This is a genomic window from Aestuariivita sp., from assembly GCF_021404545.1.
Classification (GTDB): Bacteria; Pseudomonadota; Alphaproteobacteria; order Rhodobacterales; family Rhodobacteraceae; genus Aestuariivita.
This window is the reverse complement of the sequence record NZ_JAAWWD010000035.1, coordinates 61,799-82,901: the sequence shown is the minus strand read 5'-3', so window position 1 is coordinate 82,901 and position 21,103 is coordinate 61,799. Positions and strand designations below refer to the sequence as shown.

The 21,103-nt window shown below is 59.3% G+C and carries 17 protein-coding genes; 3 read left to right on the top strand and 14 right to left on the bottom strand.

Translation table 11 applies throughout. The features are described from left to right. Entirely contained in the window at positions 1-651 is a 651-nt protein-coding gene (locus HEP69_RS11240) for a hypothetical protein (protein WP_290558620.1), read from the top strand. Positions 652-716: 65 nt separating this feature from the next. Next, a complete protein-coding gene (locus HEP69_RS11235; RefSeq protein WP_290558619.1) occupies positions 717-1,346 on the top strand; it encodes a glutathione S-transferase in 630 nt (209 codons plus the stop codon). Between the two features lie 121 nt (positions 1,347-1,467). Here the strand turns inward: HEP69_RS11235 and HEP69_RS11230 are convergent, their stop codons facing one another. From HEP69_RS11230 to HEP69_RS11195, 8 genes are all read right to left on the bottom strand, one after another. Beyond that, complete coding sequence (locus tag HEP69_RS11230; protein ID WP_290558618.1) at positions 1,468-3,225, bottom strand: AMP-binding protein; 1,758 nt, start codon at positions 3,223-3,225, stop codon at positions 1,468-1,470. Between the two features lie 10 nt (positions 3,226-3,235). Then, complete coding sequence (locus HEP69_RS11225) at positions 3,236-5,587, bottom strand: amidase (RefSeq protein ID WP_290558617.1); 2,352 nt, start codon at positions 5,585-5,587, stop codon at positions 3,236-3,238. 2 nt (positions 5,588-5,589) lie between these two features. Continuing rightward, positions 5,590-6,306, bottom strand: a complete 717-nt coding sequence (locus HEP69_RS11220) for an ABC transporter ATP-binding protein (RefSeq protein ID WP_290558616.1) — start codon at positions 6,304-6,306, stop codon at positions 5,590-5,592. After that, on the bottom strand, positions 6,299-7,333 hold the full coding sequence (locus HEP69_RS11215) for a branched-chain amino acid ABC transporter permease (protein ID WP_290558615.1): 1,035 nt from the start codon (positions 7,331-7,333) through the stop codon (positions 6,299-6,301). The genes HEP69_RS11220 and HEP69_RS11215 overlap by 8 nt, the downstream gene beginning before the upstream one ends. After that, complete coding sequence (locus tag HEP69_RS11210) at positions 7,330-8,196, bottom strand: branched-chain amino acid ABC transporter permease (RefSeq protein ID WP_290558614.1); 867 nt, start codon at positions 8,194-8,196, stop codon at positions 7,330-7,332. The genes HEP69_RS11215 and HEP69_RS11210 overlap by 4 nt, the downstream gene beginning before the upstream one ends. A gap of 73 nt (positions 8,197-8,269) precedes the next feature. Then, on the bottom strand, positions 8,270-9,490 hold the full coding sequence (locus HEP69_RS11205) for an ABC transporter substrate-binding protein (RefSeq protein ID WP_290558613.1): 1,221 nt from the start codon (positions 9,488-9,490) through the stop codon (positions 8,270-8,272). A 51-nt stretch (positions 9,491-9,541) separates the two neighbouring features. Further along, complete coding sequence (locus HEP69_RS11200; protein ID WP_290558612.1) at positions 9,542-11,143, bottom strand: flotillin domain-containing protein; 1,602 nt, start codon at positions 11,141-11,143, stop codon at positions 9,542-9,544. 129 nt (positions 11,144-11,272) lie between these two features. Further along, positions 11,273-12,403, bottom strand: a complete 1,131-nt coding sequence (locus tag HEP69_RS11195) for a substrate-binding domain-containing protein (protein ID WP_290558611.1) — start codon at positions 12,401-12,403, stop codon at positions 11,273-11,275. A gap of 97 nt (positions 12,404-12,500) precedes the next feature. Here HEP69_RS11195 and HEP69_RS11190 point away from each other — a divergent pair, with 97 nt between their 5' ends. Further along, complete coding sequence (locus tag HEP69_RS11190) at positions 12,501-12,923, top strand: MarR family transcriptional regulator (RefSeq protein ID WP_290558610.1); 423 nt, start codon at positions 12,501-12,503, stop codon at positions 12,921-12,923. Between the two features lie 122 nt (positions 12,924-13,045). Here the strand turns inward: HEP69_RS11190 and HEP69_RS11185 are convergent, their stop codons facing one another. From HEP69_RS11185 to HEP69_RS11160, 6 genes are all read right to left on the bottom strand, one after another. After that, positions 13,046-13,969: a 2OG-Fe dioxygenase family protein gene (locus tag HEP69_RS11185; protein WP_290558609.1), complete on the bottom strand. Its 924-nt coding sequence runs from the start codon at positions 13,967-13,969 to the stop codon at positions 13,046-13,048. Between the two features lie 93 nt (positions 13,970-14,062). Further along, entirely contained in the window at positions 14,063-15,121 is a 1,059-nt protein-coding gene (locus HEP69_RS11180) for a TauD/TfdA family dioxygenase (protein ID WP_290558608.1), read from the bottom strand. A 321-nt stretch (positions 15,122-15,442) separates the two neighbouring features. Next, on the bottom strand, positions 15,443-16,534 hold the full coding sequence (locus HEP69_RS11175; RefSeq protein ID WP_290558607.1) for a glycosyltransferase: 1,092 nt from the start codon (positions 16,532-16,534) through the stop codon (positions 15,443-15,445). Continuing rightward, entirely contained in the window at positions 16,531-18,249 is a 1,719-nt protein-coding gene (locus tag HEP69_RS11170; protein ID WP_290558606.1) for a glycosyltransferase family 4 protein, read from the bottom strand. Before HEP69_RS11170 ends, HEP69_RS11175 begins: the two co-directional genes overlap by 4 nt. 13 nt (positions 18,250-18,262) lie before the next feature. After that, positions 18,263-20,146 (bottom strand): FAD-dependent oxidoreductase, encoded by a 1,884-nt coding sequence (locus HEP69_RS11165; protein WP_290558605.1) that lies wholly within the window; start codon positions 20,144-20,146, stop codon positions 18,263-18,265. A 313-nt stretch (positions 20,147-20,459) separates the two neighbouring features. Then, a complete protein-coding gene (locus HEP69_RS11160) occupies positions 20,460-20,894 on the bottom strand; it encodes a MarR family transcriptional regulator (RefSeq protein WP_290558604.1) in 435 nt (144 codons plus the stop codon). Between the last annotated feature and the right edge of the window lie 209 nt (positions 20,895-21,103).

Genomic DNA, 21,103 nt, shown 5'->3' with positions numbered 1-21,103 from the left:
ATGCGGTTTTGGTCCGCCTGTCTGGCTCTGGTCCTTTGCACCGGACCCGGCGTGGCGGATCACTCCAGCCCCAGCGCGACCGAGAAACACTCAAGGGTTCGGGTCGAAGGCACCGCTCTGATTTATGACACGACCCATGGCGCCCCGGACCGACAGGAGATGCTGGCCAAGGACATAGCGGTCTTCCGTGCCCTTCTCGCGGCGAACCCTGACGTGTCGGAGGTCCGCATGACATCCAATGGCGGGTCTGTCGGGGTGGCCCGTGACCTGGCGCAGATCATTCTTGCACGCGGGTTGGACACCCGCGTGGATACGGTCTGCGAAAGCTCATGCACGATCATGTTTCTGGCCGGTCGATCGCGCAGCCTGGCACCTGGCGCGGATATCGGATTTCACCGCTTTACCCTGAATGCAGCCAGCATCGCGGAGATGTTTGAGCGGGACCGCGGCAATCTGGGGTGGTCGACACCTTACGATATGGGCGCGTGGCTCTTCGAGGATACGCAGAGAGAGGTTTATGACCATCTGCTTTACATGATCAATCGCGGTGTCGATCCGGCCTTTGCCATCCGCACGTTGCAATCGGGCAGCGGTGAGATGTGGTATCCCAGCGCGCTGGTCCTTTCCGCCGCAGGGGTGCTGAGGCCGTGAACCGGGTTGCGTTCACGCGCTATGACGGGTCATGTCGGCGGGACTGAACCGGAGGGGGGAAACCAATGATCTTTTACGATTGCGCCACCGCGCCCAGCCCACGCCGCGCACGCATGTTCATCGCCGAAAAGGGGATCACGGTCGAGACCCGCCAGATCGACCTGCGCACGGGCGAACATCTGGGGGCGGAGTTCCTGGCGCTCAATCCGCGCGGTACGGTGCCCGTTCTGGTGACCGATGACGGCAATGTTCTGACCGAAAACCTGGGCATCGCGGCCTATCTTGAGGCGCGCCACCCCGAACCGCCGCTGATCGGACGGACCCCGGACGAGACCGGACTGATCTGGATGTGGACCGCGATTTGCGAGCATCAGGGCGGATTGCCGGTGGCCGAGGCGCTGCGCAACAGCTCGCCCGCGATGAAGGATCGCGCGTTGCCCGGCCCTGTGCCTTATGCGCAGATCCCGGAACTGGCCGAACGGGGCCGGGCGCGGCTGGGCGTCTTTTTCGATCTTCTCGAAGAACGCTTGTCGGAAAGCCGATTTCTGGCAGGCGACAGCTTTTCACTGGCCGATCTCACAGGCTATGTGTTTGTCGATTTCGCCCGGATCGTGAAGCTGCGCATTCCCGAAGGCCATACCGCCTCGCAAGACTGGTTCGATCGCATCGCGGCCCGCCCGAGTGCACAGGCCTGAACGCCCGCCCGTCGTGCGGCGTCTGGCTCAGATGGCGGTGATCGGGCATCGGGCCGACGCGCATGCCCCCACGCCGCCCATTGAGAGGGGTGGAGCACGCTTGGTAACGGGCAGGTGCCCCTCAGGTTTGGCTTGAGAGATATTCGACCATCTCATCGCGCATCACGAATTTCTGCGGCTTGCCGGTGATCGTCATTGGCAAGGTATCGACAATGCGGAAATGTCGAGGCACCTTGAAATGTGCGATGCGCCCCTGACAGAACTCGCGCAGATCTTCGGCGCTGGGCGTCGTGCCGGGTTTCGGAATCACCCATGCGCAGACCTCCTCCCCGAATTTCGGGTCGGGGATGCCAAAGACCTGCACTTCGCTGACATCGGGATGATTGAACAGAAACTCTTCGATCTCGCGCGGATAGATATTCTCTCCCCCGCGAATGATCATGTCCTTGACCCGGCCTGTGATCGTACAGAACCCCTCGGCGTCCAGAATGGCGAGATCGCCGGTGTGCTTCCATCCGTCCCGGATACTGTCCGCGGTTCTCTCGTCGTCATCCCAATAGCCCTTCATCACCGAATAGCCGCGTGTGCAAAGCTCGCCCTGTTCGCCTGCGGGCACGATGCGTCCTTCGCTGTCGATGATCTTGACCTCAAGGTGGGGATGCACCCGCCCGACCGTCTCGCACCGCTTGTCGGTGGGATCGTCGACAAAGCTTTGAAACGACACAGGCGAGGTTTCCGTCATCCCGTAGCAGATCGTGACCTGATCCATGTGCATATCGCACGTCACCCGCCGCATCACCTCGACCGGGCAGGGGGCGCCTGCCATGATGCCGGTGCGCATCCGCGACAGGTTACGGGGGTGCTGGTCCAGCTCTTGCAGCATCGCCACGAACATCGTCGGTACACCGTAAAGGGCAGTGCATTTTTCCTGCTCCAGGACGTCAAGCGTTTGGGCGGGATCGAAAGCCTCGCCCGGGAAGATAAGCGCGGCGCCTTTGCTGACCGCGCCCAGAACACCCATCACCATTCCAAAGCAATGATAGAGCGGCACCGGAACCGCCAGCCGATCCTCGTCGGTCAGGGCGATGCGGTCGGTCACGTAACGCGCATTGTTGACGATGTTGTAATGTGAGAGCGTGGCGCCCTTGGGATGCCCCGTCGTGCCAGAGGTGAACTGGATATTGATCGCATCGTCCGGCGACAGGGTCTTGTCGATGTCGGGCAGGCGCAATTGCTGGGCCGGTCCGCCAAGCTGGCAGAGCGCTTCAAAGCTGAGCGTGCCCGGCGCGGGATTGTCCCCCAGCACAACGACGCTTTTGAGGCTGGGCAACTTGGCGGCATTCAGCGCGCCTGGTTCATCGCGATCCAATTCAGGCGCAAGGCTGCGGATCATGTCGAGATAGTTGGAGGATTTGAACGCGGGCGCCAAGATCAGGGCTTTGCAGCCAACCTTGTTGATCGCATATTCCAGCTCGACCGTACGATAGGCGGGGTTGATATTCACCAGAATGACGCCAATCCGCGCAGTGGCGAACTGGGTCAGCACCCATTCCTGCCGGTTCGGCGACCAGATGCCCACCCTGTCTCCCTTGGCCAGACCCAGCGCCAAAAGGCCCGAGGCGAGCTGATCGACCGCGCGATCCAAATCGTAATAGCTCATACGGATATTCTGTTCGGAAAAGATCGCAGCGTCCCGCGGGCCATAGCGCGAGACCGCGTCGCGCAGCAATTGCGGGATCGTCGCATAGATCAGCGGCGGAGAGGTCGGGCCCCGGACATAGGATTTGCCGTCCTGCGGACGCAGATCCTGCTCTGCCGTTTCATTCCTCTGCCCAAAACCGGACACCCGATCCGCAAGGCTTTCATTCAGAATACTCATCCTCACCCCCCTACATGGCACGCCAATCGCCGCTTTGCTCAAAAGCATGTGCCGCCTGATAGATCTTCAACTCCCCATAATGGGGACCAACCAGCATCATGCCAATAGGCAGGCCTTCAGATAGACCGCATGGAACGTTCATCGCAGGCAGGCCACCGTTGAAAGGCGTGGTGTTGCCGACCATTTCAAAAGCGCGATGGACATATTCGGTGATCGAACAACCGGGATCGGGAATCTTCTGGGCCTTCATCGGCAATGTCGGCAAAAGCAGCAGATCATAGTGCTGAAGCGCGGCCAGATAAGCGGCATTGGCCTTGCGCATCAGGTTCTGTGCCTTTCCGTAAAAACGGCCCCGGTATTGTTCCTGAAAGAACTCGCCGATGAACATGCAGACTTTCAGCGAATGGCTCAGCTCATCGGCGCGGTTGCGCCATTGCGCCATGTGGTCGATCATCGACGGCAGGAACAGACCGCGGTAATTGGTGCCCGCCGAATTGCCGTGCATCATATGATCCTGAAGTCCTTCGAGCGTGATTGCAGTCCAGCAATCGGCGGCCAGGAAATGCTCGGGCACCGAGACCTCTTCGACCCGGGCGCCCAATTCGCGGAACCGCTCGGCGGCGGCCTGAACCTTCTGATCCACGTCCGGCTCGCTTTCGGGCCGGGCGAACCCCTCTTTCAACACACCGATGCGCAACCCCTGCGCGCCGCGGCCCAGCGCTTCGGTATAGCGGTAGACCTTGGGCTTGTATTGTCGCGGATCCAGGCCGTCTTCGCCCGCCAGAACCTCCAGCAGCAGCGCGTTGTCGGCCACCGTATTGCTGACCGGCCCAACATGGTCGATGGTCTGCTCGATCGGCATCACACCGGTATAGGGCACCAGCCCGTGCGTGGCCTTCATCCCATAGGTCCCGCAGTTGGAGGACGGGATCCGGATTGACCCACCCTGATCGCCTGCGATGGCCATGTCGACCTCGCCTGCCGCGACAAGCGCCGCCGACCCGCCCGAGGATCCGCCCGCCGAATAGCCGTGTTTCCAGGGGTTGTGGATCGGCCCCTTCGCATTGGTATGCGAGCCACCCGAAAGGCAAAAGTTCTCGCAATGGGCCTTGCCCGCGATCACGGCACCCGCATCCAGCATCCGGGTGACGATGGTGGCATCGATCTCGGGCGTGAACCCTTCCATGATCGACGAACCGTTCATCATCGGCACACCCGCCAGGCAGACAGTATCCTTGATGGCAATCCGCTTGCCTCTGAGCGGTCCGTCCGGTGCGCCGCGGATCTCGGTCTTGACATACCACGCGTTCAACGGGTTCTCGCTGAGATCCGGGAAATAGCCCGGTGAGCGGGGGTAGCGAACGGCGGGCAGATTGTCGGGCGTCGCATCGAGCCGGTCATAGACCTGGATGTATGGTTCCATGATTTCGGCAAACTCGGCCAGTTCCGCGTCGGTCAGGTTCATGCCGAACCGCTCGGCCATGGCGCGCATCTGCGAAGGTGTCGGGCGCTTGATCGTCATATTGGTCACCGTCAGGGGGGCTGGGGCTTCTGTGGGCCGGGCCCGTTCCGCCGTTACATGTGTTTGAGAGAGTGGCTTTGCGGCCTGTGCGGGGCCTCCACGCGTGCTGCGCGCCGCGCCAAATCCCAGAAACTGGTCGATCTTGGCCTGATCGGTCAGCTCGGCGCGGTTCAACTCGCCGGTGAGGCGTCCACGTTCCAGCACCAGAACCCGATCCGACAGGTCCGCGATGAAATCGAAATTCTGTTCGACCAGCAGGATCGAAAGGCCGCGCGCCGCACGCATTCTGAGCAGCGTTTCTGCCATCTCTTCGATGATCGAGGGCTGGATGCCCTCTGTCGGTTCATCCAGCAACAGAAACTCCGGATCGCCCATCAGCGCGCGCGCCAGCGCCAGCAATTGCTGTTCTCCGCCCGAAAGCGCGCCACCCTCGCGTCCCAGCAGAGGTTTCAGCCGGGGAAAATCAGCCAGGATCGCCTCGATCACGTCATCTTCGCTTCCCCCCGAATAATCCTGCCAGGCAAAGCGGAGATTGTCGCGCACACTGAGCTGCGGAAAGATCCCGCGCCCCTGGGGGACGTATCCGATCCCTTCGCGCGCGCGCTCATAGGGTGACATGCGGGTGATGTCGGTTCCGTGCAGCCGGACCGAGCCGGAGGTCGCGGGCAAAAACCCCATAATGGTTTTCAAGAGGGTGGTCTTGCCCATGCCGTTATGGCCCAGCACGCCCACGATCTCGTTCGCGGCGACGCTGAACTCCAGACCGTGCAGGATCGGAACATGGCCATAGCCGCCCGATACCCCTTTGACCTGGAGCGTGATGTCGGTGTCTTCGGGCATTGTCACGCCTTTTTCCCCAGATAAACATTCCGCACCGTCGGATCGGACATAACCGCATCCACGTGATCCTCCATCAGAACAGCCCCCTGGTGAAACACCGTGACTTTCTGTGCGATGGAACGGATGAACTGCATGTCATGTTCGACAATCACCACCGCCGCGGTACGGGTCAGCTCATGGATGATATCGGTCATGCGCTCGACATCCTGCGCGCTCATCCCCGCCGCGGGCTCATCGAGCAGCACCAGCCAGGGATCGCCCACCGTCACCAGGCCCAGCTCGACCCGCTGGCGTTCGCCATGGGCCAGCTCACCCAGATTGGTGCGCGCAATGGGACCAAGAGCCAGGCGGTCGATCACATCCTCGGCTTTGCGGTTGGCTTCGGCCACATCGTGAAACCGCCGCGCGGCCAGCCAGATGTTTTCGAACACGTCAAGCTGGTCCATGACATTGGGGGTCTGGGTCTTGATCCCGACGCCAAGGCTGGCGATCTGGTGCGGCATCCATCCCGTCACTTCCTCGCCGCGCATGAACACATGGCCGCTGGTGGGGGTCAAAAGCCCGCTGATGCATTTGAAAAACGTCGATTTGCCCGCACCGTTTGGGCCGATCAGGCAGCGCAACTCGCGCGCTTCCAGCCGGAAATCGACATGATCGCTGGCCACGACGCCGCCAAAGCGCATCGTCAGGCCATGGGTTTCAAGCACGGTTTCAGCCATGCTGGCGCCCCCCGCGTCCCCGTCTTGTCCGCGCGCCGCGCCGTTTGCGCCGTCCGAAACTGACGCGCCAGATATCGGTGACGGCAGGCAGAATGCCCTTGGGCAGGAACAACACGAAAAACACCAGGATCAGGCCGATGATCAGCGTGTTGTCGATCATGGATTGCTGGCCCAGCAGGAATTTGAGATAGGCCAGCCCCGCAGCCCCGATCACCGGGCCGAACCGGGTGCCCAGACCGCCCACGATACACCAGATGATGATCTCGGCCGATTGACCCAGAGAGAAAAGGCCCGGCGTCACGATCTCGGCCCAGTTGGCGAAGAGCGCGCCCGACAGCCCCGCGATCGCGGCCCCTATCGCAAAGAGCACGGTCTTGCGCGCCGCCACATCGTACCCCATCAGTGCAATGCGCGTCTCGTTCTCGCGGATGCCCACGGCGATCCGGCCAAAGCTGGAGCGCAACAGCCAGGTGACCAGCAGATAGACAATCACCAGCGCAATCGCGCAGAAATAGAAATACGCATCCCCCCAGATATAGTCATTGGGCCTGCCGGGCACATTCAGGGTCTGAAATCCAGGAATGCCATTGAACCCGCCCAGGCGCGCATCGCCGATCTTGTATTGCGGGCCAGCGGTGGAGTTGATGAACTTGAACAGGATCAGCGTCACCACCAGGGTGATCACCCCCAGATATACATCCGTGAGCCGCCCATAGAACATCATCGCCCCAAGGATCGCGGCAAAGAGCGCCGGCACCAGCACGGCCAGCAGCATCGGCAGCGTGCTTTCTCCGAAATTGACCGCCGCGATGGCATAGGTGTAGGCGCCCAGACCGAAATAGGCGGCCTGGCCGAAACACAAGATCCCGCCAAACCCCCAGATCAGGCCCAGGCTGAGCCCCAGCATTCCGTAGACCACCAGCACCGTCAGCGTGTAGGTGCCGATCAGTTGCGGCATGATCGTGATCAGCAGGGCCGCCACCACAAGGGTGGTGACAACGTCGCGCGTGGCGGACGTCTTTATCATAGTTTGCCCTTGAAGAACTTGCCGGTCACGCCCTGCGGCAAGAGGCGCAGAAGGACAACGGCGGCCACCAGAAGGGCCACTTCGCCGATCACGGGCGAAATTGCGAAGGTAAAGAACTGGCTCACCAGCCCGAAAAGCGTGGATGAGCTGATCAGCCCCGCGATCAGTGACGGGCCGCCCGCGATCACGGTGATAAAGGCCTTGGCAATGTACGCGCCGCCGGATGTTGGGACGAGCCCGACCAAAGGCGCGAGCACCGCGCCCGCCAGCCCGGCAATGGCAGAGCCGCAAAAGAACGTCGCCATATAGATGCGGTCGGGACTGTATCCCAAGGCAGCGGCCATATCGGAGCGTTGCATGGTTCCGCGGGCTATCAGGCCCGCGCGGGTGGCCTTGAGCACCGCCAGCATCACGATCAGCAGGGCGATGGACACCAGGATGATAAAGAAGTTGTATCCGTTGACCTGATAATTGCCGACTGTAAAGCCCGGAATCGGTGTGGAAATCCCGGTGGTGGTATTGCCGAAAATCAGCGTCACCATCCCGATGAAAAACAGGCTTAGGCCCCAGGTTGCCAGCATCGTGTCGACGAGCCGCCCGTAAAGGTGCCGAATGACCAGCCGCTCTACGACCAACCCGATCAGTCCCACCACCAGCGGTGCCACGATCAGCATCGCTACAAAGATGTTCACGCCCAGATTGACCGCCGTGATGGTGGCATAGCCGCCCATCATCATGAACTCCCCATGGGCCAGGTTGATGACTTTCATCATGCCAAAGACCACGGCCAGCCCGGCGCTGATCAGAATCAGGGAGGCCACCGCATAGAGCATCTCAACAAGAATGACGAAGGTCAGATCCATAGTCGCAGTCACCAAATCTCAAAGAAAAAGAGGCGGGTGAGCGGACCGCGCCGCCCACCCAGTCAGGGAGGTATCAGATCTCGATCTCGTATTGCGTATTGTCGTCCGGGTTGGCCTGGAGATCGCAAACGGCCTGGGTGTCGATCGGCTGGCGCTGCGGCAGCGTCTCGATCACCTTCATGCCCTGGTTCTCGAACGCCATCAGATGCACATCGAGAATGGCGTGATGGGTCTGGGGATCCACCGTTATCTTGCCTGCGGGCCCGTCAATCGACAGTCCCGATTGCATGGCCTCGATCAACGGCTCGCGCTCGACCGATCCGGCCTGCCGCACGGCCTCGGCCCAAGTCATGACGCCCTGATAGTTCGACACGGCCAATTCATGAATGGCCGAACTGTCGCCATAGGCGGCGGCCCAACGTTCCTTGAACGCGATATTGGCGGGTGTGTCGAGCTCCTGGCTGTAGTTATAGGCGACCATGATGCCGTTGCCCTCATCGGCGGTCAGCACCTTGTGTTCGTTGCCCACCCCCAACGTGGTCGATGCCATGGGGATCCGGTCTTTCATGCCTGCGGCGGCCCATTGACGGAAGAACGACAGATGCGCCCCGCCCACGAGCGGCGCCATGATCAGATCGGGGGAGGCCGTCTGAATGCTGGCAATGGTTGCGCCAAAGTCGCTGACATCGAGCGGGAAGAAATCAACGCCGACGGTTTCGCCACCGTTGTCGGCCACGAATTTCTGGATCCAGCGCGCGGTGATCTGACCATAGTTGTAATCCGCCGCCAAGATATAGACCCTGGGTCCGGATTGGCCCATCGCGTAGGGCACCAGCGCCTCGACCTGCTGAGCCGGCGTCACACCATTGATAAAGATGTTGCGATCACACACCCCGCCCTCGTAAAGCACATTGTAGAAATAGGGGGTTTGAGACCGGCGCATGGTCTGCCGGATCGCCTCGCGCGAGGCAGACAGGATGCCGCCATGCACCACGTCTACCTGATCCTGCCGGGTCAGTTGCTGGCCGAATTGCGAATAAAGCGCCATGTCGGACTGGGTGTCATAGGCAATCACTTCGACCTCGCGGCCCAAAAGACCGCCCGCCGCATTGATCTCGCTGACGGCCAGCCGCGTGGCCATGTCCATCGGCCGTCCATAGGCATCGAAAATCCCGGATGCATCAAGGATCGAGCCCAGTTTGATTGTATCGGCCGCCAGAGTGACCTGTGGCACCATCATCGCCGCTGTGAAGGCCGCCGTTCCGCCAAGTAATTCTCTCCTGTTCAGAGACATGAGATGTCCTCCGCTGGTTGGGTGTTGGGTTTTGTTGTGTCTGATCGGGGATCAGTCTTTTTTGTCGGGCGTGCCCTTTGATTTTATCCTGTTGGCATAATCCGCCGTCCGTCCGGCCAGGTTCGCGTCGAAATCCAGGCCGATCTCTTCTCCCATCTGTTTCATCGCGGGCAGGCGCACCGCCATCCCGAGGATCTGGTCCATCGCCGATCCGAATGCGCCGTCTGCCCCTTCGCCTGCCGCGTTCGTGCCGCCAATGCCACCGATGTGGTTGATGCGGATCGAGTCGATCTTTTCCACCGGTTTCATCATCTGGGTCATGATCTCGGGCATCCGGTCGAGCTTGCGCTCCTCCAGGCGCATCCGGATCAGCGCATCGCTGAGCGTGTTTTCAGCCGCGTTGAGCGCCGAGCGGCCTGCCGCTTCGGCCTCCATCCTGGCCTTTTCGGCGTCGGCTTGGGTGGTTTTGACCGCGGCCTCGGCACGGGCCTTTTCCAGCAGGGTTTCGACATCGCTTTTGACCTGTGCGGTCTCAAGCTCGATCTCCTTGTCCTTGCGCAGTTTTGCGATCTCGCGCTCGCGGGCCTCGACCGCGCGATCCTTTTCGGCCTGCGCGCGTTCGGCGGCCAGGATGACCTGAACGCGCGCCTCCTCCTCGGCGGCCTTGGCGGCGGATTCTTCGGCGCGTTTTTTCGACAGGCGGATGTCGTTGTCGATCTTTTCCTGTTCCAGCTTGAGCAGGGCGGCCATTTCCGTACGCCGCAGCATCTCGTCGTTTTCGACCTGTGCGGTCTTGGCCAGACGGTCTTTTTCGATCTTGTCGTTCTGGGTCGACAGCGCTGCCTCGGCCCGGGCCTGCTCGGCCCGCGATTGCGCGTTGGCCTCAAGCCGGTCAAGCTCCTCGCTCTGGTTGATCTCGGCCTCACGCTCGGCGCGCTTGAGGTCAAGCTGGCTTTGATGTTGGGTCAATCGGTGTTTCTGGACGGCGATTTCGCTTTGTGTTTCCACCAGCACCCTCGCCTTGCGCTCTTCCGAAATCAGTTCCGCCAAGCGCCGCATGCCTTTGGCATTAAACACGTTGTTTTCGTTCATCTGAGTCAGATCGCTTTGATCGATCGTGATCAGCGATCCAGATACGACCATTAACCCAATACGGGCGGCCTGTTCTTCGATGCTGTCGGAGACCTCCGTGGCAAATCCGGTGCGGTCGAAATGGATCTCATCCAGGCTGCGTGTGGCGGCGGCGGCCAGGATTGCGTCGATCAGCGCGCCTTCCAGACTGGCCTGAACCGCATCTCCGCCGCGCGCGACCCGCTGACCCAGTGCCTGTGCCGCTGTCGCGATCCCCTCAGGTGTCGGGCGGACGCGAAGCTCAAAGGACATTTCGACATCCGCGCGGATCTGATCCTTGGTCAGCGCGGCGTCCTGCCCTGTGCGCGCGGCCTTTAATGGTACGGTCTGCATCGATACCTTCTGCAACTGGTGCAAGATAGGCAGTGAAAGGCAGCCCCCATCGCGAACCACCTTTTGGCCGCCCAGACCGGTGCGCACCAATGCGGTGTCCAATGTTGCCTTGGCATAATAGCGTTGGAGAAACCAAATCCAGATGGCTGCTGCCAGCAGTGAAACAATGATGACTGTCGCCCAGACCAAGGTGTTCCCTCCCCCAAATGCGGCTCGGATGTCGGCGACGCACAACTGCCAACACCGAGACCCCTAGAGTGGCAGAGATACATTCGGTTTCAAGTAAATTTTTGAAAAGGAAACTAAAATATCACAAGTCTATGTTTTTAAATCTTTTTCTATGTAGAACTGGAGCCCATCCGCACGCGCAAGATACATCGGAGTATCATCCGACCGGTGCTCTTGATTGCTTTTGCGACCACTTCGGTGGCTCACGGCCTGATTGTTGCGACTGTTCATTTGCCGCCATGATTCGCTGTAATCCCAGACAAGGCCCGCCAGATAATGCATCCCCTCATAGGTCGACTGACCCAAGGCGTTCAGCACCGGCGCGTGTTCGCCGTGCAGGCCATAGTACTTCTCCTTAAAGGCGAGATTTGCGTCGGTCTTGAGTGCCCCGAAATAGGATGACACGACAAAAAGACGCTCAAGATTGGCCGCGCCGCACGCCAGCAGGCTGTTCTCTTCAATCGAACACGAAAGCCGCACTGCCTTGGTATGCAGCCCGTTTTGCCCGAATGCCCGGTTGAAGATCACGGCATCCTGTCCCACCAGAGATAACAGAACCGCCTCTGCCTCGGAATGCTTGATCGCCGAGATGACCGGCTCCATATCGAGCTGGCCGAATGGCAGATAGCATTCAAGTGCGATACGCGCCGACAGGTCCCGCAAGATACGCTTTGCAAACAGATGCGAACTGCGCGGCCAGACATAGTCATTGCCGATCAACGCCCAGCTCTTGGGTTCATATCTTTCCTGTATCAATTGAATCGCGGGGCCAAGCTGCTTGTCCGGCGTTTCTCCGATGGCGAACAGGCCGGGTGTGTTTTCGCCTCCTTCGTAAAGGGGCGTATAGATGTATGGAATGCGTTGCCGGACAACCTTGCTCAGCCTTTGGCGCACGGCGCTGATATGCATTCCGACAATGGCATCAATGAGTTGGCTTTCGATCAACTCGTTGATCACGTCCTCAATCGGCTGACTGGCTTCAAGGGCCGCGTCAATCATGACAAGCTGGACGCGACGCCCCCGTATTCCGTCGCCATTATTCAACTCTGCCACGGCGACTTGTGCGCTTGAGATGCAAGACGGCGCCCAAATACCCGCCGCTCCGCAAAGCGGAATAAGCAGCGCGACGCGATAGACTTCCTTTGATGCGACCAAGGAACCGCCCATCAGGTCGTCCAGTTCGGCTGGAACCTGAAACGTGGCTCCAAAAGGATGTGTCACTTGGGTCACCGTTTTGGCAACAAAGGTTACAATAACTCCTATTGATGTTGATTTCCGTGTCAACTAAAATCAACCGATGCGTTATTTGGAGTACCCAATGACAGGCTCTCACAATTCGTTTGCAAATAAGATTAGCTATGCCCTTGCCGCTGCCCACCGTTCGGTGAATACGTCATTGTCCGCGCGGCTTAAAAAACACGGACTACAGATCGAAGCCTGGCGGATCATGGAGACGCTGGAAAACGATGATCGTTTGCGGATGGGAGAGCTTGCCAAGGTCGTGCTGATCAACCCGCCAACATTGAGCAAGCTTGTCGATCGTATGGTGCTGGATGGTCTTGTCCACAGGCAGGTGTCGCATCGCGATCACCGGCAGATCAACCTGTTGCTGACCGATCTGGGCCGAAAACGGATGATGCAAATTCGGGGCGAGGTCGAGGAACAGGACCGCGAAATCGAAGACCGGCTTGGACCCGGCAAGGCGCATGAGCTGATCCGGCTCTTGAATGAATTGCACTGATGTCGGGTGTCGGCGCGGACTCGGGCGTCATTTACGAATGCGGTGTTATCTGACTGCCAAACCAGTGGGGCTCGGACCCTCAGGCTTGGCAGCGTGACCCATGATCGTCGGCGGGCCCGGCACTAGCCCAACGGATAAGGGGCCAAGGGCACGTCCAATGGCATATCCGGGTGAGGGGTTTGCGAATCCAGATCATGCGACGGATGCCCCTGCGTTGCCGGTTTGCGGGTGAAAATGACCAGCATGTCGCGCTGCGCCCGGTCTTGAGGATCCTTGCAAAAGACCGGTGAGACGGTGTGTTTGCGCTCATTGTCGAATATCAGCAACGTGTCGAGAAAGCTCTGGTGCTGAACCGTTGCCTTAACCAGTGCGGGGTCAACGGCATCCCAGGGGGTTCCGGTTTTCTGCGCCATTTTGTGGATCTGTGAGATCCCGCTGCCAGGGCCCATGTTCCGCGCCCCCAGAAAGGTCGTCATCGTATGATCGACCCCGTCGCAATGGGCCCCTTCGGCGGCGGGTTCCCCCAGGATCTTGTCAGATGTAATGGTGCGAACGTGAAACACTGTCGAGATCCAATTGCGGGTTGTGTAATCGAGCGCCCGCCGTTTCGCAGAGCTTAGCTCATCAATCATGAACGCCTTGAATTGCATCAATGCGATAAAGGCAGAATTCCTCTGGAGATCGTCCTGGATACCGCGAAAGCGGCGCACGACACCGCTATCGTGCCGAATGAAGTCCTCTTCCGGGGTCAGAACAAAGGGCTGAAACTCCATCCGGCGGAACGTCCCGTTCTCGAAGTCCAGGCAAAAGCGACCGTTTCGCGTGAGCCGGTACGCCAGCGTTGGATCGTCGGTCAGGCGATCGCTGACCGTCTCAAGCGCGTCGACATCCGCCTCCGTGGCGCCGAACTGGATCAGAATATCGCGCACGATCTCGCCCTTAATGAACGCAAAGCGATCGGTTGCATAGCTATTGCGCAATTGGCCCAGAAGGTCGTGCAGTCTGGCGACCTTGTTGAGGTCTTTTTCTTTGCTGTGATAGGTCATGGCGGTCTCCGGTGGTCGGTGGATGGCAAAGATACACCGCGCCCATGAGGACCATGGGTTAAGGCTGGCGGTGCTTTGGAGAAGGGGTGTGGGTTATTCGTCGGACATTTGGACCTTGCCCGGCACAAGGTTGCGCGTGTGCCGGGTGATGTCATCGACATTCCAGGTCTTTAACAACCAGCGGTTCCGATGCGCGTCGACATTGGTGACTTCGTCCACGCGCCGCGCATGCACGGCGGTATTGTTCGACATCACCAGCAAGTCCCGCTCATAAAGGAAGAAATCCTTGCCGATCTCATGCAGGATGGCCGAGACGCGGTCGATTACGGCCAGGCCGCGCGGATCGTCGGATGTGGTATTCCCCTCGAAAAAGGCCAGGTATTCGCGCCCGCCCTCGGTGATCAGAATGGGTTTTTTGGGGGTAAAGCCGGGCTCCTGCCCGCCATGGACATGGATTGTGTCATGAGGCGAGTAGAAGATCGGTTGGCGCAAGAGGGAGATGTCGTCGTCTGACAGGCGGGAAAAGACCTCTTTGAGAGACACCACGACAGTATAGACTTTGTTTTCCGGCGTATTGCGCATCGACAAAAGATAGACCCAATCGGGGCGGACGCGGTTATTGGGGATGTCGGCGTGGAACTTGATTGTATCGACCGTCTTTTGCGATGGCGTATGGGCCAATTCGCGCATCGGGTGTATGTCCTGAAACAGGTCTCCATTATTGGCGGTGCGATAGCTGATGATATCGGTACCCATCAATTCGGTGACTACCGCCAGAAAGGCTTCTCCGACAAAGGTCTTCTTGAGACGGTACTTTTCGTTGAGCTGATCCTCGAAGCCCAGCATCGGTATTTCGGGATCGACGGGGCAGTTTTTCAGATAGTAGCAGACCTTGTCCTCAACCGGTGCAGCGCTCAGCCGAGCGCAAAGCTCGGTCAGAAACGTGGGCGTTTCATGGTCTACCATATCCCGGATCAGGGCCAGAAATGCTCCGGGCTCCCGGTAGGGGTTCAACGGGATATCGAGCCAGTCGGTCAATGTCGCCCGCTCCGCATCCGAAAAGATGTAATCCGCATCCGACTGCCCCCCAACTTCGGCGCGTGGCGCTGTAGAGTGTGACGGGGACGGTGTCAGGAATTCGGCATGTGTCATTTGGGTATCGCTCCATGTCATCGGTGACGCGCCCTTTTCTACCCGAGGCTGATCCGCAAAGAGGCGGTTGCCACAGGCGCCAGAGGCACGCTTTGTCCTTAATTTGGAAACAATACGGTGATTCTTTTCCTTTTCAAATAAAATTAATAAATTGCGGCCGAAAACGAATTCGTCCAAGCGGTCCAGATCATCTTATGATCGCCTTAAGGCGCTAATTAAAAACAACTTATGAGGATGTTAGGCGGCGCTGATCGAGGCGCGACGGGTCTTTTTCCGCCAGGCATCACACGAAACAATGTACGCCCAGCGGGGCCGCGGCGGTCAGCGGGCGGTCTGTTTTTTGCCGAACTGCCTGGGTGCCGGGGATCTCGTGCCAATCTCGATCCGGCCAAGCCGGGCGCAGATCAGTGCGCCGATCCGGTCTGGTGAGAAGGCGTTGGCATCCGATGTGGCACGGATCTGGCGGTCGGTGATCAGCATCCGTTCGCGATAGGCTTCCTGCATCTGAGATTGCAGGCTGTCGGGTTTGGGATATGCCCATTGCGGGGTTGTGTCGGCCGCGGCAAATCCCAGGCGCTGCCGCTCTTCGACCTGAAGAGGGCCAGTGTCGAATTCGACCAGCCGTGCGTTGGACGGGCTCAGAAAATCCATGCAGCCGCCATATGCGGTCGCGACAATGTTATTGCCGCGTGCCAAAGCCTCACTCAGCCCCAACCCCCATCCTTCGCCGCAATGCGCACTGACAAAACAGTTGCCCCTGCTGTGCAGGGCGTCGATCAGGTCGCTGCCGAGAGTGCCGTGCAGGTTGGTCACCCGATCTGCGGCCGGTCCCAGATCGGACAGCGCGACATCCGTCTTGATCACAAAATGCGTGTCCTGTTCCATCGCGGCAAAGGCTTGGATCGCCGCGGATAGGTTCTTGCGCGGGAACCGGGTCGCAATGGTGTAGAAGACGAACGTAGTGTCATCGACACCGATCCTGTCGCGCAGCGCCCGCGTGGCGGCGCTGCCGGGTTCCTGGGGCGCGGGAATGACATGCGGGATGCGCATCACGCGGTCATGCACCTGGCTGAATACGTTTTGACAATACTCCGAACATGTCCAGATCTCATCGGCCAGCCCGAGGCAGTCCGCCCTGTTGGCCGGCAGGGTGCTGGCCTCCCATACGGCGTAGGTGATCAGATACCGTTCCGACAGCTCTGGAAACGCCCGAATATAGTTCGGTAGCTGAGGGGCTTCGTCATGGATGATCACAACCTCTGCCTCTGCCGGAAACCGGACCAGCGGCACGCCTGCGTTCCGCAAGACCTCTTGGTATTGCGCGCCCGCGCGCGCGTGGCTGGTATAGCCGGACATCAGATAGCACACTCGGGGCAACGGGTGTGCCGCGCCGTTGCCGACCTGAACACTCATGTCGCGCGCTCGATCGTGATCAGTCCAAATTTATAGAACCACATGATCGTGCGCCGGATTGCCTGGATACTGTCTGTCCCATAATGCGCGGCGAGGCTGCGCACCGATTGATCTCCGGCATCGAGCCGATGCAGGATGTCGGACAGCGCCTCAGGGTTCAGAAGCATCGGTTTGGCGAGGTGGTAGCTGGCCGTTTGAGGCAGCCAGGCGATGATCTGGTCGGCATTCAGGTCTGCAATCCGGATCCTGTCGTCGTCGCCCAGATGGGCGCTGGGGTGTTTGGAGAACATCGAGAACGGGTCGGGATAGTCAGGGTGAACAGAGCTGCGCCGATGGTCGCGCGCGCCTTTGACCGGGTCGTAGTGCCGACGTTCAGCCAGCTCTGCCCAAAGCGCCTGATACTGCGGGATGATGCCACGCCAGTCGTATTCAACCTCGACGCGCCGCCGACCGGCGTCCCCCAAGCTGCGCCGCCGCGCGGGATCGAGGGCGAGATCCGAGATCGCCACCGCGCAGGCATCGATATCCACCGCGGTCGATTGCGCCGTCATTCCGATCAGGACAAAATGGTCGATCTCATGGCGCGCATGGCGGTCTGCCAGATCGATGCCCGTGCCCGGCGGCGCGCTCATGGTTGGCACCAGAATGCCGGTTTCGTTATGGACCACCGTTTCACGATACCCATTCCAGTCACTGACCACGCAAGGCAGGGAGGCCGCCATCGCCTCGACCGGGGTCAGGCCAAAGCTTTCCTGCACATTGTCCGACAGCGATACGAACATATCCGCTGCAAACCAGGATGCGCTCGCCTGTTCGGTATCCGCACCGTCCAGCCAATGCACGTGGACCGAAGAGCAAAAGCCGGCCAATTGCCGAAACTCCATGGCGTTGAACTGGTCGGCGGCCTGTCCCACCATCATAAGATGCAAGGTCACGCCCGGGGTGCGCAGATGCGCCAGTTGCATCGCCCGGAAAAGGGCAATTGGATGGGATTTCGACCGAAAATCATGCCGCCCAAAGGACAGGACAGCGACATCCTTTTCGGCGATGCCCAGCTTGTCGCGCAATGCGCGGCCCTTGCGCTGGGCGTCATCGGTGCGGGTGAACGGCTCAAGGTGAACGCCCAGCGGGATGATCGGCATCTCTACGGGGCTGCTGCCGACGACAATGTCGCGCGAGGCAAGATAGTCGTTCCAGGCGTCGCGCACCCACAAAAGGGCATCCCGCGCCGAATGTGAGGTGCAGATCAGCGCATCCCACGGTTGCGTCGGGGCAACGACGAAATCGCGGATGCCCCGGATCACGCGTTCGGTGGCGACCGAATGGGTGATGCCGCAGATGCTGAAGGCGCGTTCTGAATAGAACCGCCGCCACCAGGCAGATTCAGAGATGATCGGACCGGGATGAAACACACATCCCACGTCAGAGATCCCTTCGTAATCCTGCGGCCCCAGATGCACCGGCCTTGGAGCGGGACCGCCGGTCTGGGCTATCCGGCTGCCAAAGCTGGCGATATCCGCCCGGTCTTCTGAAATGCAGTACATCTGGTCGAGGCCGCCATAGCGTGCCAGCGCTTCGAGAAACCCAGCGCCCGCCGATTGCCGCCCAACGATCAGCTTGCTGTCGCGATCATAGGCTTCGGCCACATAGTGCAAGGCGCAATTGGGAGGCGCCGCAGCGCCTCCGCTCTTGAGGGACCGATCCAATTGGGTCATCAGGTCCGACCCTTCAATTTCCCGAGGTCTGCGGATAGGTCTCGTCGGGTGAGATGGACATATCGTATTGCGGATAGGTGCCAAAGCTGAAGTTGTTGCCGTTGTTGTTGTTAAAGCTGCCACCGGAATTGTTGATCACATGGATCACCGCATCAATCGCTGTGCGCAGCGCGGGTTCCGTCCAGCCGCCCTCGACACCGTAGGATTCGCCCGCGAAATGCAGACCCGAGATCGCGCTGTACTGCTGGTTATAGGTCAGCAGATCATAGCATTTCTCCCAATCGCGGGACCGATAAAGCTTGCCGCAGCCCCGATAGGACGGTTGCAGAACCCAATGGATAATCTCGGGCGATTGTGAGTTGTCTATGTAAGACGAGACCTTTGCCCCGTTGCAGGTGGTGATCGTGATCTCGTCGAGCTTGGTCTTGACCAATTCGGTCAGATCCGCGTCCGACGAGGCGAGAAGCTTGCGTGCGTCATCCTCCCAGGTATAGCTGCCCAAGAGTGCGGCCTGGCCGGTTCCGCTCGCGTCGTTCCATTTCACCCCATAGGCATCCTGCACCGCGGTATCGGTGACCAGGATCTGCGGAATTGGTTGCGGATTGAGGTTCCAATAGGCGGTTGTCAGCGGGAAGAAGACCTTGCAGCTGGCGATCAGGTGCTGCTCATCCATAGCCGTGTAGACCGAAGATGGCAGTTGGCTGGTCGTGAAGTTGTCGAACTTGATCGACAGTTGCGCCGCCCAGATCGGCGCCGTCACGATGACGAAATCATACGGCTCGGGCAAGGTGTGGTCCTTGACGTTTACCGTGATGGATCCGTCGTTCTGCTTCGAGATCAGGTTGACCGGCGAAGACGTGAAAAGACGCACACCGGAATTTTTTTGCATGGAACTGCACAGCGAATCGTTCGATCCCGGCGGCGGGAGGTAGAACATCTGCTCGCTCAGCGACTGGATGCCCGCATAGATCGGTGCATGCAGCGGGCTGCCACCGCTGTCATTCACCGAGTCGTTAAAGTAGGGCAGGGCATAGGAATTGTTCAAACCACTGACGGTTTGCAGGTTGCTGCTATAGCCAAAAAGGCTGCACCGCATCCACCAGAGCGCTCCGATGTTATAGAACGCACCCCAGCTGCCGTCCCCTGTGCCGATGGTGTAAAGTAGGCTGGCCTCGTAATCGTCCATGCCAAAGCCGCCGAACCAGCCGTCGTTTTGATATGTGGTGACGGCCTGGGTTCTGACCATATCACCAAAGCTCATCTTGTCATAGTTGTTTGCGATCTGTTCCCACAGAACCGGCCAGGTGGAATCGTCTGTGGCGAACGCAGCCGGGACATGCTGGTTTATCAGGTCGATGAAGTTATTGACTTTCGTCTGGACGTCGACAAGGTCGGGGTTTTGCGGATCTTGGCCTTTGGGCCAGGGGATCAAGGTCGGCGAGGTGTAGGTGTCATTGGGGCCCAGACCGTTGTTGATATAGATACCGGTATTGCCATCTGCCTGCCCCGGATTGGGAAACTCGCTGAGATTGGCATAGGTGGGATTGGGGCTGCCGGAATAGGATTGATCCCGGTTGAGATAGTAAGACAACAGGCAATTCGTCGATGCCGCCGCACTGGAACTGGTTGTGCCGCCGTCAAAGAACGGCATCCGCATGGCGCCGAATTCCATCGAGGTGGCGGAATAGTTCGGGGTCTCGGTGTAAAGGCGCCCGGAAATTCTGTCGGAGGCCTCATAGATCGTGACCTGAAACCCCGACCGATAAAGCTCGCGCGCCGCCGTCAGACCCGCCGACCCTGCGCCGATGATGGCGACCTTGTTATTTGGGCCTGCTCTGCCGATCCCGGCCTGCGCAACACAGGCGTCATTCAGCAGCTTGAAATAATCAAACCGCAAGTCGGGTGAGTTTGGAAAATCCGGCAACCAATCATTCGTAACACTTTGTGCAGGCGATAGTTTCGCATGATAACTTCCAAGCATGAGCAAAGCCCTTCCATTTGCCGCAGATCAGATATCTGCGCACACATCATTAAAATTGTGGTCGTTTCACGGACAGGACTATGTCCCGGGCGAAACTGCCCGTTGATTTTGATGAGACACTCCCATGCCGATACAAAGAGTGCAGCACAACCGATGCGTGTTGTCTAGCCTTTTATTTGATATGGAAAATAAAAACCGCCAGCAAAGCAGCCGTTCAGGCATACGCGCATTAGCTCGCCCGTTCGATCACTTCGTTCAGAAGATGCCTGAGGGTCTGCATCTTTTTGGCACCCAGAGCCGCTTCGAATTCGCTTTGCAGCTTTTCGTCATGCGGGTGCAGACGCTCATAGAACTGGCGCCCCTTATCGGTGAGAAAGATATTGACCCTGCGGTTGTCCTGTGGGTCAAGCGTTCGATGAACGAGACCCGTGGTAACCATCTTGTCGATCATCTTGGTCAGTGCGGGGTGGTTCATCAGCACACGATCTGCAAGTTCGCCCATCGACAGCCCGTCCCTGTCGAACAGAACCCGCAGAGTGCGCCAGTGCTCGACCTGGACACCTTCGGATTTCAGTCGTTTCTCAAACCGGGTGTGTACGCCGCGATGGGCCTGTGCCAGGACATAGGCCAAGTGATGGGTAATGGAGGGCGGAGAGGATGGCATGTAAACTCATAAAAGATACGATGGTTCTGTAAAACCAACATTATTTTTAAGCATATAGGATCTTTTGGAAAACATACAACTTTTGCATGATCAACGACAATGCGAGTGGCGCGTTTACGCCGAGCCGCACTTTTTGCTCCGTGCAGCCTATTGGCGTGTGTCCGCCGGTGGCCAGAGGAACGCCGCGTCCAGCCTGAGGATGACCTAAC

What these genes read in the sequence shown, in the direction of transcription:
- HEP69_RS11240 (WP_290558620.1), top strand. Translation starts at nt 1, where the DNA reads ATGCGGTTTTGGTCCGCCTGTCTGGCTCTGGTCCTTTGCACCGGACCC.
- HEP69_RS11235 (WP_290558619.1), top strand. Translation starts at nt 717, where the DNA reads ATGATCTTTTACGATTGCGCCACCGCGCCCAGCCCACGCCGCGCACGC.
- HEP69_RS11230 (WP_290558618.1), bottom strand. Translation starts at nt 3,225, where the DNA reads ATGAGTATTCTGAATGAAAGCCTTGCGGATCGGGTGTCCGGTTTTGGG.
- HEP69_RS11225 (WP_290558617.1), bottom strand. Translation starts at nt 5,587, where the DNA reads ATGCCCGAAGACACCGACATCACGCTCCAGGTCAAAGGGGTATCGGGC.
- HEP69_RS11220 (WP_290558616.1), bottom strand. Translation starts at nt 6,306, where the DNA reads ATGGCTGAAACCGTGCTTGAAACCCATGGCCTGACGATGCGCTTTGGC.
- HEP69_RS11215 (WP_290558615.1), bottom strand. Translation starts at nt 7,333, where the DNA reads ATGATAAAGACGTCCGCCACGCGCGACGTTGTCACCACCCTTGTGGTG.
- HEP69_RS11210 (WP_290558614.1), bottom strand. Translation starts at nt 8,196, where the DNA reads ATGGATCTGACCTTCGTCATTCTTGTTGAGATGCTCTATGCGGTGGCC.
- HEP69_RS11205 (WP_290558613.1), bottom strand. Translation starts at nt 9,490, where the DNA reads ATGTCTCTGAACAGGAGAGAATTACTTGGCGGAACGGCGGCCTTCACA.
- HEP69_RS11190 (WP_290558610.1), top strand. Translation starts at nt 12,501, where the DNA reads ATGACAGGCTCTCACAATTCGTTTGCAAATAAGATTAGCTATGCCCTT.
- HEP69_RS11185 (WP_290558609.1), bottom strand. Translation starts at nt 13,969, where the DNA reads ATGACCTATCACAGCAAAGAAAAAGACCTCAACAAGGTCGCCAGACTG.
- HEP69_RS11180 (WP_290558608.1), bottom strand. Translation starts at nt 15,121, where the DNA reads ATGACACATGCCGAATTCCTGACACCGTCCCCGTCACACTCTACAGCG.
- HEP69_RS11175 (WP_290558607.1), bottom strand. Translation starts at nt 16,534, where the DNA reads ATGAGTGTTCAGGTCGGCAACGGCGCGGCACACCCGTTGCCCCGAGTG.
- HEP69_RS11170 (WP_290558606.1), bottom strand. Translation starts at nt 18,249, where the DNA reads ATGACCCAATTGGATCGGTCCCTCAAGAGCGGAGGCGCTGCGGCGCCT.
- HEP69_RS11160 (WP_290558604.1), bottom strand. Translation starts at nt 20,894, where the DNA reads ATGCCATCCTCTCCGCCCTCCATTACCCATCACTTGGCCTATGTCCTG.